This is a genomic window from Ruegeria sp. CF4 (assembly GCF_056537345.1).
In genome coordinates this window covers 1-12,704 of the sequence record NZ_JBQFRJ010000004.1, presented here as the reverse complement: position 1 = coordinate 12,704, position 12,704 = coordinate 1, and the positions used below count along the sequence as shown (strand labels likewise).

The following is a 12,704-nucleotide window of genomic DNA, read 5'->3' as shown; positions in this document are numbered from 1 at the left end:
GCTTTTCATGCATGGACTGATCAACAGGGCGATCCAATCCTTTGTTTGCGCCACCTATGGCCGTCACTGCTGGCTGCGCGCGATGCAGGCCGCAGGGTTGGATTTCGACGAATTCGAAGCGATGTTAATTTACGAGGCGGATGTCTCGGCGCGTGTTCTGGATGTGTTGTGTGCAGATCTGGAGCGTTCGAAGCCAGAATTTCTCGAGGATCTGGGCACCTATCTCGTTTCGCACCCAAATATGGAAGGGTTGCGCAGGCTTTTACGCTTTGGCGGCGTGACCTATGTCGAGTTCCTGCATTCATTGGATGATCTGTCGGATCGGGTTCGGCTTGCCGTCTCAGATCTTGTTCTGCCCGCGCTGGAGTTGCAGGAACACTCACCAGCTGAATATCGTTTGCACTGCTTTTCCGGCCTTCCGGGTTATTCAAGCGTCATGACAGGGGTCCTGCGGGCCATGGCAGATGATTATGGTGCATTGGTAATTCTCACCCATGACGGACACCAAAGCGGTGCCGAGGTCATTTCGATCACCTTGGTAGAGAGTGCGTTTGCTCAGGGCCGTCATTTCGATCTGGGAGCACGGAGCGGATGACGTGTACGCGCGCTCTGACCTCGTTGCTGGAAACCCTTTGTCCGATGTTCGTGCTGGTGGATGATGCGGGACGGATCATTCAGGCTGGGCCAACACTTCAGAAGTTGCGACCTGAACGTCAAATGGCGGGCGAGAGTTTTCTGGATATCTTTGAGCTCTTGCGGCCCAGATCGGTTACCAACATCGCGGATTTGATAGCGACGCCGGGAACCAGGTTGCATCTTAGGTTCAAAGACATGCCTCGAACTGCGTTGAAAGGTCTGATCGCGCCGATGCCAAATGGCGGAGGGGCAGTTGTTAACTTGTCGTTTGGCATATCCATTCTGGATGCGGTTCGGGACTATGCTCTGACAAGCGCGGATTTCTCGGGCACCGATCTTGCGATTGAGCTTTTGTATCTGGTCGAGGCGAAGTCTGCGGCGATGGATGCTTCGAGGTCGCTGAATTTGCGGTTGCAGGGGGCCATGCTCGCGGCGGAAGAACAAGCATACACCGATACGCTGACCGGATTGAAGAATCGTCGAGCAATGGATCATCTGCTGGGCCATTTGATCTCGATGAAGGCGACCTTTGCGCTGATGCAATTGGATCTGGACTACTTCAAATCTATCAATGACCGTTTGGGCCACGCCGCCGGGGATTATGTATTGCAGCAGGCTGCCCGTATCATGCTTGCCGAAACGCGCGGTGACGACACGGTTGCCCGGGTTGGCGGGGATGAGTTTGTGTTGATTTTCAAAGGTATGACCGATCGCGATAAACTTGGCAGGGTCGCTGGTCGACTGATTTCGAGCTTATGCGAACCGATGCAATTCGACGGGACAGAGTGTCGGATCTCCTGCAGTATCGGAACCGCTTTATCAACTCAGTTCGAGGTGCCCAGAGCAGTCGATATCCTGCATGCTGCCGATCTGGCGCTTTATGCCGCGAAGCGAGATGGTAGATCTTGTCACCGTTTCTATTCGGAACTGTCGGGCGCGCAGTAACCCGGTTGAACGCAAAGCTGCATGGTTGGATTCAGAGCTGATTCAAAACTCTGGCGATGTGGCGTTGGACCTGTGGCAATTCGGAGATCACCGGCATGACATGGCCGGTAAAGGTGGCGCGCTTCAGCTCTTGCGGTACATCTTCCAATACGTGTCCGCCGGTACAGGCGAAGAATGGTAGGCAGATTGCTTGCCCTTCAAGATCGGTCGCCGCATCCGCAATGGAAGGCGATTGCTCTACAAACCCCGTATGGACGGATTTGAACGGAATATGCTGGACCAATGCGCAGGCAAAATCCTGTGCAACACGGGCCGGATTGGGGCTGCGACCAGATCCATGGGCCGCGATGACAAGATCGATGTCCTCAGGGTTCCAGCCTTTGTCGATCATCACGTCGCCTAGAGACCCAGCTACCAGCAGAGGCAGTTCCGGATCAGTGCCCAAAGGGTCGAGAATTCTGACCGGTCGATCACCGATCCGTTTCGGGAGCGCGCTGGTTACAAACCAGCCACGCGCCATGAAGAGTGGATAAACAGCGGTATTCGTAGGCAGGCCATCAAGGCAGGCTTCCAACGCGCCCGGAGCTGCCAGAGTTGCCGAACAAACTGAAACGTGTTCACACAGAGCGTCGACTTGCGCAGCCAACGTTGCCAGCGCCGCCTCGGCGGGGGCTGGGTCAGAAGGTTGACCGTGGGCAACAATGACTGCGTTTGGCATATACGGGCTCCAGTTTGGTCCTGCGATAGGTGTCTCGATGGTGGGCAAAGTCAATGCTTTCGGTCAGCTCAGAAGGGTCAGCCATAGCCAGACCGTCAAAATCGAAACTCCGGTTCCGATCAGAACCGACGAGGCGGCGACCCGATTTGCCCGGCCATACATGTTAGCGAAGATATAAGCGTTGAAGCCCGGTGCCATCGCGGCGGTCAGGACGCCTGAACGAAACAGGTCCTGCGGCAGAGAAAGCGATGCGCCGAACAGCCACACGAGGCTGGGATGCAGGATCAGCGAAACGCCGCAGACAAACATGATTGCGCGCAGGTCACCTTCGGGGCGGTATTTTACCAAGACGCCGCCCAAAGCGAACAGGGCCCCCGGCAGCGCAGCACTTGTGATCAGGTTCAGCGCGTCATCTACCACCGTGGGGATGCCGACACCTGACAGATTGACGATGAAACCCAGGCCAATGCCCAGGATCAATGCGTTCTTGAACATCGCGGTCAGCACCGATCTGATCATCCTTGCGCCACCGTGGCCGCGGTTCCGGAAGACCTCCATCACCGTGATGCCGACGCAATAGCAAAAGGGGGAATGAAAGGCGATGATCGCGAAGTTGCCGGTCAGATTCTCGGGGCCATAAGCGCGCTCGGTGATCGGCAGGCCCAGCAGAACTGAGTTTGAGAACAAACAGCAAAAGCCGATTGCGACGCTATCTTCCCACTCACGACCGAAGATCAGGCGTGCACCGAGCATACCGGCCAGAAAACACAATCCTGCGGCAGTATAGAAGCTGCCTAGCAGGCGAGGATCGAAACTGGCGCTCAGGTCCAGATTGGCAATTGCCAGAAATAGCAGGCATGGGATCGCAAAGCCCTGCGTGAATTTCATCAGCCCGTCGATATGAACTTCGCGAAAATATCCCAATCGGGTCGACAGATACCCGGCTCCGATCACCAGAAAGACTGGTAGGACAACATCGATCAGGCTTTGAAACATGGCGAGGCCATAGCGGAGGGGATGGGGGCAGGCAGCGGCCCGGCTCTCAGAGCGCTTGCCGGATCACCATCCCGTCAAACGCGGGCGTGATGTGGTCCGGGGTTTCGGCCTCGACCGTGGCATAGTCCATATCGATATGCATGTTGGTCAGAATGGCGCGTTTCGGTTCCAGTTGCTTGATCCAGCCCAATGTCTTTTCCAGATGTGCATGGGTTGGGTGGGGCGTGCGGCGCAGAGCGTCAATGATCAGGCAATCGAGCCCTTCCATTGCCCGCCAGGCCTCGTCATAAATCTCGGCAACATCGGGAAGGTACGCGAGGTTTCCCATCTTGAAGCCCAGTGAGTCAATTCTGCCGTGATTCACTACAAACGGCTCTAGCGGGATCGCACCGCCGGGCCCGTCGATTTCAAACGGTCCGTCAATTGTGCGCAGATCGAGAATAGGCGGATAGGGCGAGTCCTCGGGCTGCACGAACGCATAGCCGAAGCGGTTGAGAAGGTCGTTTTGCGTATCGCCATCCGCCCAGACCTGAACGCGCGCCTTCATGTTGAAGAAGATCATCCGCAAGTCGTCCAGACCGTTGGTGTGATCGGCATGGGAGTGGGTGTAAACTACCCCATCCAGACGGCCTGTGCCGCTGCTCAGCAACTGGCTGCGCATGTCGGGTGAGGTGTCGATCAGAACAGAGGTCGTGCCATCCGGCCCGTCCCGTTCAACCAGCATTGAGCATCGGCGGCGCGAGTTCTTTGGATTGTCGGGGTCACAAGCCCCCCAATGACCGCCCAGCCGGGGAACACCGCCGGATGATCCGCAGCCCAGAATAGTGCAGCGCAGTTCAGTCATGCGGCGGCCTTGTATGTCGCGGCCTTGGTGAACAGCCGGTCGAAATTTTCCTGCGTCTGGGCGGCGAACTCGGCGTAGTCCATCCCGAATACTTCGGCCCCCTTGCGAGCGGTGTGGGCGGTATAGGCGGGCTCATTGCGTTTGCCACGATGTGGCGGTGGGGCCAGATAAGGCGCGTCGGTTTCCACTAGAATGCGGTCGACAGGGGCAGCGGCGAAGATATCGCGCAACTCCTGACTTTTGGGGAAGGCTGCGATGCCCGACATGGACAGGTAAAAGCCCAGATCCAGCGCGGCCCGGGCCAGCTCCGCCGAAGACGAGAAGCAATGCATCACGCAGGAATAGGGTGCATTGCGATGTTCTTCGGTCAGAATGCGGGCCATGTCGTCATCGGCTGCACGCGCATGGATGATCAATGGCAGGCCAGTTTGCTGCGCCGCCTGGATATGAACGCGCAGCGATTGTTTTTGAATCTCAGCTGAGTCGGCGGTGTAGTGGTAATCCAAACCGCTTTCGCCGATGCCAACAAATTTCGGATGATGCGCCAGTGTGACCAGTTCGTCAACCGTAGCCATGGGTTCGTCCACTGCGCTCATCGGGTGCGTGCCAGCGGCGTAGAAGACCGAAGCGTGAGCTTCGGCGATGGCGCGTACGCTGGGTTCGTTGCGAAGGCGGGTACAAATCGTCACCATCCGCGTCACGCCTGCTTCGGCGGCACGGGCTACGATCTCGTCCAACTGGCCTTCGAAATCCGGGAAGTCCAGATGGCAATGGCTGTCGGTAATTTCAGGGGTGGGGCTCATCACTAATGACCGGCGGTTTCCTGTATCTTGAACACCGTATCTAGGACAAGCGAGGCAGGGTCAAGGTTCACCGCCTGCCCATGCCGCGCGCGTGACGTGATCAGGGCGGCAGCCTCGGCCCATTGGCGGGCCTTGTGCGGTGAACCGGAGAGGCGCGCCAGCGTTTCGGCCTCGTTCGGAGCGGCTTCGGGCATCGGGGCCGCGCCTGTTGCGCCGGTCAGGGCGAGGCGGGACAGGGCTATGTCGATCAGGGACAAAAGCAGGTCGAACCGTTCAGCCGCACCGCGCTGTGCGGCTGTTTCTGCCAACTTCAGCGCACGTTGCCGGTCGAGCCGGGGCAGGGTGCCCACAATGGCGATCAGCTCGGCGTAAAGCTCCAACCCACCCAGATTGATCAGGCGCACGGCATCGCCGACCGAGCCTGCTGCCAGAGCGGCCAGATGGTCCGCTTGTGCAGGCAGTTCCGCCCCGGTTTGCGCAAGTGCCGCCTGCATATCTTCGACCCCCAAAGGCGATAGGCGCAGAGTTCGGCAACGAGACCGGATGGTGGGCAATAAGCGCGAGGGTTGATGTGAGATCAGCAATAGCGTCGTGCGCGCCGGAGGCTCCTCGAGCATTTTCAACAGCGCGTTGGCAGCGCTGGTGTTCATCTCATCTGCCGAGTCGACAATGACAACCCGCCGACCGCCATCCGCCGAGGACAGACCAAAGAAGCGCCCTAGCTTGCGGATGTCGTCAACCACGATTTCATTGCGCAGACGCCCCTGATCGTTCACGGATCGGGTGATCGCGGCTAGTCCGGGCTCGGCTCCTGCCAGAATGCGATGCGAGACGGGGTGATCCGTGTCGATGTCTAATGTGTCGGGCGGAGGGGGGGCACCGAACAACCCACCGTCATCTGTCGGAGGTGTCGCGAGCAAAAACCGGGCAATGCGCCATGCCAAAGTTGCTTTGCCAACCCCGCGGGGGCCGGTCAGCAACCAGCCGTGATGCAGCCGGTCCGAGTTATAGGCGGTCAGGAAGGCTTGTTCGGCGTTGTCCTGCCCGAACAGCCGCTCCGTTTCGCGGGGGTGCGGGGCGCCGGGGGCCTGATCCGGGTTTGGAGTATCGTTGCTCATGTCTCGTCTATCGCAGGGCTGTTGAGACGAAATCTGTCACATCCTGCGCGACGCTGTCCATGTCTCGGTTGCCATCGACGACGCGGAAACGGTCCGGAAACTCATCTGCGAGCGCCAGAAACCCGGCGCGCATTTTTTGTTGCAGGTCGACGCCGAAATCCTCGAATCGCTCCTCGGTGCCCTGACGTCCTTTGGCGCGGGACAGGCCCGTTTCGGGGTCCATATCGATCAGCAGTGTCAGGTCCGGTTCGCGTTTGATCATCAGCGCATGTAACTGGTCGACCAACCCGCGCAGATCTCCGCGCGACAGGCCTTGATACATGCGAGTGCTGTCGGCGAACCGATCACAGATAACAACCTTACCCGCAGCCAGAGCCGGCTCAATCGTACGCTCCAGATGATCGCGACGGGCGGCGGTGAACAACAGAATCTCGGTCTCGGCAGACCAGCGATCCGGATCGCCCTGCAGGACCAGACTGCGGATTTCCTCGGCCCCGGCTGAGCCTCCGGGCTCGCGGGTCAGAACCACATCTCGGCCTGCGTTGTGCAAATGTTCGGCCAGCAGGCGCGCCTGCGTGGATTTGCCCGATCCGTCAATGCCTTCAAAAGTCAGGAACATTCCGCGCGGCGTCACATTTGTTCCAGCGGGATATTGATGACGTCTTTCAGAACGATGCCGCCAACGGTCATCATTCGCACAACAAACCCGCCCTGTGCGACGTCCCTGTCAGCCACGAGAGGGCGGCGAATTTCCGGCAGGCCTTCCGGCTGAATCACCAGTTCGGCAAGCTGCTGACCCTTCGATACCGGAGCATTGATCGGGCCGTCATAGACCACCTCGGCTTTGATTTCCTTGCCGCCCAAGACCGGAAACAGCAGTGTCAGGTCCTCTTCAGGCACCAGTCCAACTGTCTTTTCAGCCCCCATCCAAAGCTTTGCCTGGGCTACCGGTTCTTCCGCTTTGGCAACTGTCCTCTCGACAAAATTTCGAAACGACCAGTTAACCACGGCCTCAGCCTCCTCTGCACGGGCGCGGGTGCTGTCGAGACCCGTGAGGACAAAGACGACCCGACGATCACCCTGTTTGGCCGATCCGACCAGACCATACCCGGCCTCTTGCGTGTGGCCGGTCTTGAGCCCATCCGCCCCAATCCCCAGCTTCAACAGCGGATTGCGGTTGCGTGAGTTTGATGGCGCGCGACCATCGAACTCGAACACCTCTTCGGCGAACAGCGGGTAGTATTCCGGAAAATCGGTGATCAGACGATCGGCCAGAATGGCCAGATCATGCACCGACATCATGTGCCCCGCAGCAGGCCAACCGTTGGAATTGGCGAAGTTCGAGTTGTTCATGCCCATTTGCTGCGCGCGCTGGGTCATGAAACGAGCAAAGCCTGCTTCGGTTCCATCGGGGCTGAGCGCTTCGGCGATCACCACACAGGCATCATTGCCCGACAGCACAATAATGCCACGCAGAAGATCCTCGACCGTCACGCGGTCCTGCGTGTTCAGGAACATGGTCGAGCCACCATAGCTCATCGCGTGTTCCGAGACGGGCAGTGTTTCCTGCAAGGTCAATCGCCCGTCACGCAGCGCCTCGAACGCCACGTACAGAGTCATGAGCTTTGACATCGAGGCCGGAGGAAGCGGCTGATCGGCGTCTTTCGATAGCAACACCGTTCCGGTTCCCTGGTCCATCACATAAGCCGCCCGCGCCGTTGTATCAAAGGCGTAAGAGGGCAGGGCCAGCACAGTCAGGCCGATGGCCAGGCATGTGGATCTGAATGCAGACAGCATTTTGGGCTTCCTCATCTCAATTCTTGGCCGTGAAGGCATCGGCAAAACCGAGGTCTTTGACATCGTTCAGCAAGGCGCGACGCTCGGCCCGAGTCGAAGCCGGGCCGACGAGCACGCGCCAAACTGTATTCTCGTCGCCTTTCAACTCTGCCACCTCAGCGGACATTCCGTTGCGATGGATCTTCTCGGCGGCGCTTTTGGCGTTTGCTTCGACACTGAAGGTGCCGGCCTGAACAAACGGCTTTGCCAACCCGCCAGTTGTCTCGGGGGTGGCGGCGGCAGCTGCGGCTGCGGTGGTCGGCTCGCTTGCCTCAATGGCTGCGGCTGCACCCGCGATCGGGTCCAGCGGCGTCTCGGTGATGGCGTTGGGGTCTTTCTTCTGCCACCATTTCCGTTTGGCGGGTTTCTCGGCCGGAGGTGTGATCTCTGGGTCCGACAAGGCTGCAGTCTGGGCACCGGCCAATGCGGCCTCGGTCCCGGTCTCGGCAAGCGGAGCGGTCGCCACTTCGGCTGCTGCGGCGTCTACCTCTTCAGGTGTCTTCTTTTGCCACCACTTGCGTTTCGCAGGCTGTTCAGGCTCGACGGCCTCAGTGGCTGCGTCAGCCGTCTGAACGGCGGTCTCAGCAACATCATCCCCGGTCGAGGCGACAACCGCGCCCGCGGCAGCCCCGGCAGCTACAGCTGCACCGGCGGCGTTGGTCTCGTCAGCAGGTTTCTTTTGCCACCATTTCCGCTTTGCGGGTTTCTCGGGTGCATCTGCTTCGGTCGTGTCTACGGCTGCAATCTCAGTGCTGGTCTCGGCTGTCTCTTCCTCAACGGGTTCTTCCGCAATCGGCGGTGGAGCAGGCGCGATCTCTTCTCGTCGCAGCGCAACCACCTCAATCCGGGTCGGAGCACCGGCCAGCATTCCCAGCTGCGATGCTGCCGACGATGACACTTGCAGCGCGGGCCCCGGCAGGTTCCGCTCGCGACGGAACAACGCGCCGGTGACGGTTTTGTTGTTGGTGGTATTTTTGATCAGTACCCGCTCGGGTTGTGAGACATCAGGGTGCGCCACCCAGACGCCGCCCAGCGACGGACGCCCGTCCCAAAGACCCGCCTCGGTCACCTGAAACACCTCGGGTGCCTCGACATCGCGCTGGTTGCTGGCACTGGCTTCGGGGAACAGCTCAAACCTGTTGGTGTTGTCCGCATCCTCACTTGCCGTTTCTTCGGTCGAGGGTTCCTGCAGATTGAACCCTTCTTCGCAGCCCGCCAAGGCCACCATACTCACGGCCAGAAACGCCAGCCGCTGCGGCCCAAAGCGTGTGCCAGTCGCTCGCTTCATTGTCTCATCCCTTGCCTGACAGGCCATATCGGCCGCGCCCCACCGCATGCGTGCTGGTTCTTTTTGCCAGTCTCCAGCGGTTTCTTGAGCGGATCATAGCGCGGGCACCGGGCCATGGAAAGACTGCTGCTTTCGCTTCGGCAAGATTTCCCGCTTTATGGCTTGCCTCTGCCAACAACTCGCCTTAGACCCTGCCCCACGCGGGGAGGTGGCAGAGTGGTCGAATGCGGCGGTCTTGAAAACCGTTGAACGTGAGAGCGTTCCCAGGGTTCGAATCCCTGTCTCCCCGCCACTCATACCTGTCTCACTTCAGTTGTGTTTTCTGACCCGGAATTGTGCCGCAATTCCCGCGAGTTGGCGCATGCGCTTTCAATCAGAGACGGAGCAGATCGCACACTCAGAGCGCAATTCCGGCCGCAGTCTCAGTGGCGCATTTTGGCGGGGTCGCTTTGGGCGGGATTTCCCTGATACCCGGCAATTTACAGGGAATTTTCGTGAAACAGGTCTGAGTTCCGTCATTTCTCCTATCGGAACTGCATGTTTTCCAGAGGTTTATGTTGCAAATTCCCTAAAAGGTGGAACAGGGAATTTTCTCGTGGGAACAGGGAATTGTGCCTGCGGATCAGGGAGGGCAAACCCTGTAACAGGGACGAAGGACTTGGAGATGTCAGAAGCCGAACAGGCGTTCCTGTTCAGACCAGTCTAGTGGGTGGGTCACGCTGACAAGACGCTTGAGTGTGAATTCGGTCGGCTGAGCGCCGTCGAGAATCGCGACCTGAATCTTCGGTGAAAGAAACGCGAGCTGAGCACGGGTACGGATGAAGGCGCCGGGGAGGTTTTCGCGGCGGGCAATTTCCATCAGTTGAACGCCGGCTTTTAGATCACGCGCCCAGCCATGAGCGCGGATCAGCATGGACCGGAGGTGGGGATCGGGTTGGGGTGCCATGTCTCCAGCGATGACTTTGGCCTCAACGCCGCGTCGTCGCAGATCGAAGGATGAGGTGATGTGTGTGAGATCCGGGTTCAGATGATCGGCCGCGATGCCAAGTGCGCTTGCCAGATTTTTAGGGTTCAATTCGAGGTCGATCTGTCCGCGTGCAATTCTGCCGTTGGCCAGAATATCAGCGCCGACCTGAGCGCCTTGGCCTCGAAGCCGAGTTACTAAATCCGCAGCTGAAGTCTGAACTGCCTCCGTTGACCCGGCCTCCGGTTGCGCCAGCACCTGGTGCGCGGCGGCGGCGTCTTGCAGATGTCTGACGATGACATCAATGACTGCGTGTTCCAGCGCCGGGCCGGGCAGTCGCCAGCCGGAGATATCCTTGCCACCCGAGATCAGTCGATTGGAGACGTAATAGCGCAACCGTCGGCCTTCTCGATCTTGGTAACCTACCGATTCAGAAAAGTTGGCAATGAACTCCGCGTTCGCAGCGAATGGCGGCTTTGGCTGGCTACATCGCAGCATCGTCGGCCCTCGGACAAGGTCGGCTTTGGGCCGAGGTTCAGAAAAACTGTAGACTTCTGCACGGCTCATCTGCACGTTTCAAAAGTATTTTTTTAAACTCTATTAAGGAGATCGCTGTGAAAATTATGAACTGGAATATCGAATGGATGAACCGCTGGTTTTCCGGTAATCACAATCCTGCCTGGGGTGGCAACTCAATGGATGCGCCAGATGCACGGATCGTAGCTCAAAGAGTTGCCAACATAGTCACGGCAATCGATCCGGATATCTTGTGCATCCAAGAGGGACCAAGCGCCATCCAGGAAATGAACTTATTCATCTCTGATTTTCTTTCTGTCAACGGCGACCCGCTTTACGAGGCGCTGATTGGAAAAGCTGGTGGTTCGCAAAAGCTTTATGTGCTCAAAAAAATAGGAGGAGCTGTTGCTGATATTGATCATGCAACCGACGCCTTGACGCATGAGTTAGAAGACGTGTGGCAGGCGGATGTCGACGGGGATCTGCTTTTACAGCCCTATGATTTTACGCGAGCACCTATGGTTGTCGACATCAATCCAGTTGCTGGTGATCCTATTCGGATTGTCAACCTACATACCAAGTCAAAATATGTTCATAACGGCGAAAGCCTATTCAATAATCCTGCACGCCGCCACGAGTTTATCGCCTCTGCGATGAAGGCACGGCGCCGTATTTCTGCTGAAGGTTTCCGCCTCAGAACGTACCTTGATCAATTGGTTCAGAATGAGCCATCAGAGCGTATCATTGTAACGGGCGATTGGAACGATGGTCCTGGCCCGGACTTCTTCGAACGACAGTATCTTACCCACAATGTGGCAGATATCGTGCTAGGAAGTACGTTCTACCCCGACTTGATATTTCGTCATCCGGTATTGGAAAGGGTGCCAGTAAATGCCTTGTTTACCTCACGCTTTGACGATTTTGTAGATGGGATACAAGATCGCCCCCTATTGTTGGATCACTTTGCGGTATCGCCCGGTTTGTATGATGATGTTCAAGATGCGGGTATCGCGCATTCCGAATTTGAGAGTGAGTTAGAAGGAAGCGGGGTCAGCCGCACCCAAAGGGCAAGCGACCATCGTCCAATCTGGCTGGAGATATAACAAATAGAGTTTAGCTTGGCCCGGTTTGAAGCAACCAACCAAATCCGTTGCCTTTCGCAGATGCCAAAGAGGTAACAAACCGAGATGAATTTCCATGTCGTCAAGCTAAGTGTTCTGCATCCGCGATGAATGTCCGGAAGGCGGACTTCAGGCGCAGCGTTGGACGGTTTTGCAGCTTCACTAAGGTTTATCAGCTTTAGGTGTCATGCTGCTTTTTGTCTTACCAAGCCGAACCAATATGCCCGGTCCAGGGTTTGCCTATGATATGCCGAAAACACCAATTTGGGTGGCGGAACATCCCGCCGCCCTATATTTGTGTAGGTGCTCTGATGCGGTCAGACCGGTGCAGCAAGCACCTCTCGAATGACGGATAGAGCCTCTTCGGGCGCTCCCTCGTCATCCTCGAAAGGCCAGAGCGCCACAGGCCATTCTTCGGATGATCCATACCTCTGCGTGGCTTCGTCAATGGCCCGGATATGGGAAGCTGCGGTGCAGCACAGTATCGTACGGTCAAAGTCCGGTGTGGGGTGGTAATTCGGGGCAGGGCCCATGCTGCGTTAGCTCTAAGGTTTGCAAAGAGCCGAGAGTGTGTGAAAACTCCAGCCCACGAGCTCTCTCGTCGCGCTCGTTTTAAGTGCCTGTGTAAAATCTTTCCGAGAAGCGCCAGAGTATGCACATTGAGGGTGTTTTCGGCGGTTTTGCCGGATAGCCAGAGATTTCACACACCCTCAGCCCGAAGCAGACCCAAAGCGAACTGTCAGAGCAGGATTAGTCGGTTTCTGCTCAGCTACTGTCCGCTACTTTGAACTGCACTGAGACACGTTTGTTGAGAACTGTGAACCTAAGATATATTTTGACCGGATTGCGAACGAAGGGAAATGCTCATGATCAGGACTTCTGCGCTGATGCTCTTTGCTCTCTTCTCGGCAACCTCGGC

At 57.7% G+C, this 12,704-nt stretch carries 13 protein-coding genes and 1 tRNA gene; 4 read left to right on the top strand and 10 right to left on the bottom strand.

Features of this window, described 5'->3' with window-relative positions; all coding sequences use genetic code 11:
* Nucleotides 1–7 precede the first annotated feature (7 nt).
* Complete coding sequence (locus ACR0NF_RS10690; RefSeq protein ID WP_480667484.1) at nucleotides 8–595, top strand: heme NO-binding domain-containing protein; 588 nt, start codon at nucleotides 8–10, stop codon at nucleotides 593–595.
* A complete protein-coding gene (locus ACR0NF_RS10685) occupies nucleotides 592–1,581 on the top strand; it encodes a diguanylate cyclase domain-containing protein (protein WP_480778221.1) in 990 nt (329 codons plus the stop codon). The genes ACR0NF_RS10690 and ACR0NF_RS10685 overlap by 4 nt, the downstream gene beginning before the upstream one ends.
* A 31-nt stretch (nucleotides 1,582–1,612) precedes the next feature.
* Here ACR0NF_RS10685 and ACR0NF_RS10680 read toward each other — a convergent pair whose 3' ends face one another.
* From ACR0NF_RS10680 to ACR0NF_RS10645, 8 genes are all read right to left on the bottom strand, one after another.
* Complete coding sequence (locus tag ACR0NF_RS10680; RefSeq protein WP_480778220.1) at nucleotides 1,613–2,299, bottom strand: CbiX/SirB N-terminal domain-containing protein; 687 nt, start codon at nucleotides 2,297–2,299, stop codon at nucleotides 1,613–1,615.
* A gap of 63 nt (nucleotides 2,300–2,362) precedes the next feature.
* Complete coding sequence (locus ACR0NF_RS10675; protein ID WP_480470281.1) at nucleotides 2,363–3,295, bottom strand: AEC family transporter; 933 nt, start codon at nucleotides 3,293–3,295, stop codon at nucleotides 2,363–2,365.
* Between the two features lie 46 nt (nucleotides 3,296–3,341).
* Nucleotides 3,342–4,139, bottom strand: coding sequence for an MBL fold metallo-hydrolase (locus tag ACR0NF_RS10670; RefSeq protein ID WP_480470280.1), 798 nt, complete (start codon nucleotides 4,137–4,139; stop codon nucleotides 3,342–3,344).
* Complete coding sequence (locus ACR0NF_RS10665) at nucleotides 4,136–4,942, bottom strand: TatD family hydrolase (RefSeq protein ID WP_480778219.1); 807 nt, start codon at nucleotides 4,940–4,942, stop codon at nucleotides 4,136–4,138. Before ACR0NF_RS10665 ends, ACR0NF_RS10670 begins: the two co-directional genes overlap by 4 nt.
* 2 nt (nucleotides 4,943–4,944) lie before the next feature.
* Nucleotides 4,945–6,060, bottom strand: a complete 1,116-nt coding sequence (locus ACR0NF_RS10660) for a DNA polymerase III subunit delta' (RefSeq protein ID WP_480470278.1) — start codon at nucleotides 6,058–6,060, stop codon at nucleotides 4,945–4,947.
* 7 nt (nucleotides 6,061–6,067) lie between these two features.
* Complete coding sequence (tmk, locus tag ACR0NF_RS10655; protein WP_480470277.1) at nucleotides 6,068–6,679, bottom strand: dTMP kinase; 612 nt, start codon at nucleotides 6,677–6,679, stop codon at nucleotides 6,068–6,070.
* A gap of 11 nt (nucleotides 6,680–6,690) precedes the next feature.
* A complete protein-coding gene (locus ACR0NF_RS10650) occupies nucleotides 6,691–7,857 on the bottom strand; it encodes a D-alanyl-D-alanine carboxypeptidase family protein (protein ID WP_480471910.1) in 1,167 nt (388 codons plus the stop codon).
* 16 nt (nucleotides 7,858–7,873) lie between these two features.
* On the bottom strand, nucleotides 7,874–9,184 hold the full coding sequence (locus ACR0NF_RS10645; protein WP_480470276.1) for an SPOR domain-containing protein: 1,311 nt from the start codon (nucleotides 9,182–9,184) through the stop codon (nucleotides 7,874–7,876).
* 202 nt (nucleotides 9,185–9,386) lie between these two features.
* On the opposite strand from ACR0NF_RS10645, the gene ACR0NF_RS10640 reads away from it, so the two are divergent.
* Nucleotides 9,387–9,476, top strand: a tRNA-Ser gene (locus ACR0NF_RS10640).
* A 375-nt stretch (nucleotides 9,477–9,851) separates the two neighbouring features.
* Here the strand turns inward: ACR0NF_RS10640 and ACR0NF_RS10635 are convergent.
* Nucleotides 9,852–10,715, bottom strand: a complete 864-nt coding sequence (locus ACR0NF_RS10635) for a hypothetical protein (protein ID WP_480778218.1) — start codon at nucleotides 10,713–10,715, stop codon at nucleotides 9,852–9,854.
* 56 nt (nucleotides 10,716–10,771) lie between these two features.
* Here ACR0NF_RS10635 and ACR0NF_RS10630 point away from each other — a divergent pair, with 56 nt between their 5' ends.
* A complete protein-coding gene (locus ACR0NF_RS10630; RefSeq protein WP_480667610.1) occupies nucleotides 10,772–11,767 on the top strand; it encodes an endonuclease/exonuclease/phosphatase family protein in 996 nt (331 codons plus the stop codon).
* A gap of 335 nt (nucleotides 11,768–12,102) precedes the next feature.
* Here the strand turns inward: ACR0NF_RS10630 and ACR0NF_RS10625 are convergent, their stop codons facing one another.
* Nucleotides 12,103–12,318, bottom strand: coding sequence for a hypothetical protein (locus ACR0NF_RS10625; protein ID WP_480667478.1), 216 nt, complete (start codon nucleotides 12,316–12,318; stop codon nucleotides 12,103–12,105).
* Nucleotides 12,319–12,704: the final 386 nt, after the last annotated feature.

Coding starts and splice junctions, on each gene's coding strand:
- ACR0NF_RS10645 (WP_480470276.1), bottom strand. CDS start 9,184: ATGAAGCGAGCGACTGGCACACGCTTTGGGCCGCAGCGGCTGGCGTTT.
- tmk (WP_480470277.1), bottom strand. CDS start 6,679: ATGTTCCTGACTTTTGAAGGCATTGACGGATCGGGCAAATCCACGCAG.
- ACR0NF_RS10625 (WP_480667478.1), bottom strand. CDS start 12,318: ATGGGCCCTGCCCCGAATTACCACCCCACACCGGACTTTGACCGTACG.
- ACR0NF_RS10660 (WP_480470278.1), bottom strand. CDS start 6,060: ATGAGCAACGATACTCCAAACCCGGATCAGGCCCCCGGCGCCCCGCAC.
- ACR0NF_RS10630 (WP_480667610.1), top strand. CDS start 10,772: ATGAACTGGAATATCGAATGGATGAACCGCTGGTTTTCCGGTAATCAC.
- ACR0NF_RS10680 (WP_480778220.1), bottom strand. CDS start 2,299: ATGCCAAACGCAGTCATTGTTGCCCACGGTCAACCTTCTGACCCAGCC.
- ACR0NF_RS10670 (WP_480470280.1), bottom strand. CDS start 4,139: ATGACTGAACTGCGCTGCACTATTCTGGGCTGCGGATCATCCGGCGGT.
- ACR0NF_RS10675 (WP_480470281.1), bottom strand. CDS start 3,295: ATGTTTCAAAGCCTGATCGATGTTGTCCTACCAGTCTTTCTGGTGATC.
- ACR0NF_RS10685 (WP_480778221.1), top strand. CDS start 592: ATGACGTGTACGCGCGCTCTGACCTCGTTGCTGGAAACCCTTTGTCCG.
- ACR0NF_RS10690 (WP_480667484.1), top strand. CDS start 8: ATGCATGGACTGATCAACAGGGCGATCCAATCCTTTGTTTGCGCCACC.
- ACR0NF_RS10650 (WP_480471910.1), bottom strand. CDS start 7,857: ATGCTGTCTGCATTCAGATCCACATGCCTGGCCATCGGCCTGACTGTG.
- ACR0NF_RS10665 (WP_480778219.1), bottom strand. CDS start 4,942: ATGAGCCCCACCCCTGAAATTACCGACAGCCATTGCCATCTGGACTTC.
- ACR0NF_RS10635 (WP_480778218.1), bottom strand. CDS start 10,715: ATGAGCCGTGCAGAAGTCTACAGTTTTTCTGAACCTCGGCCCAAAGCC.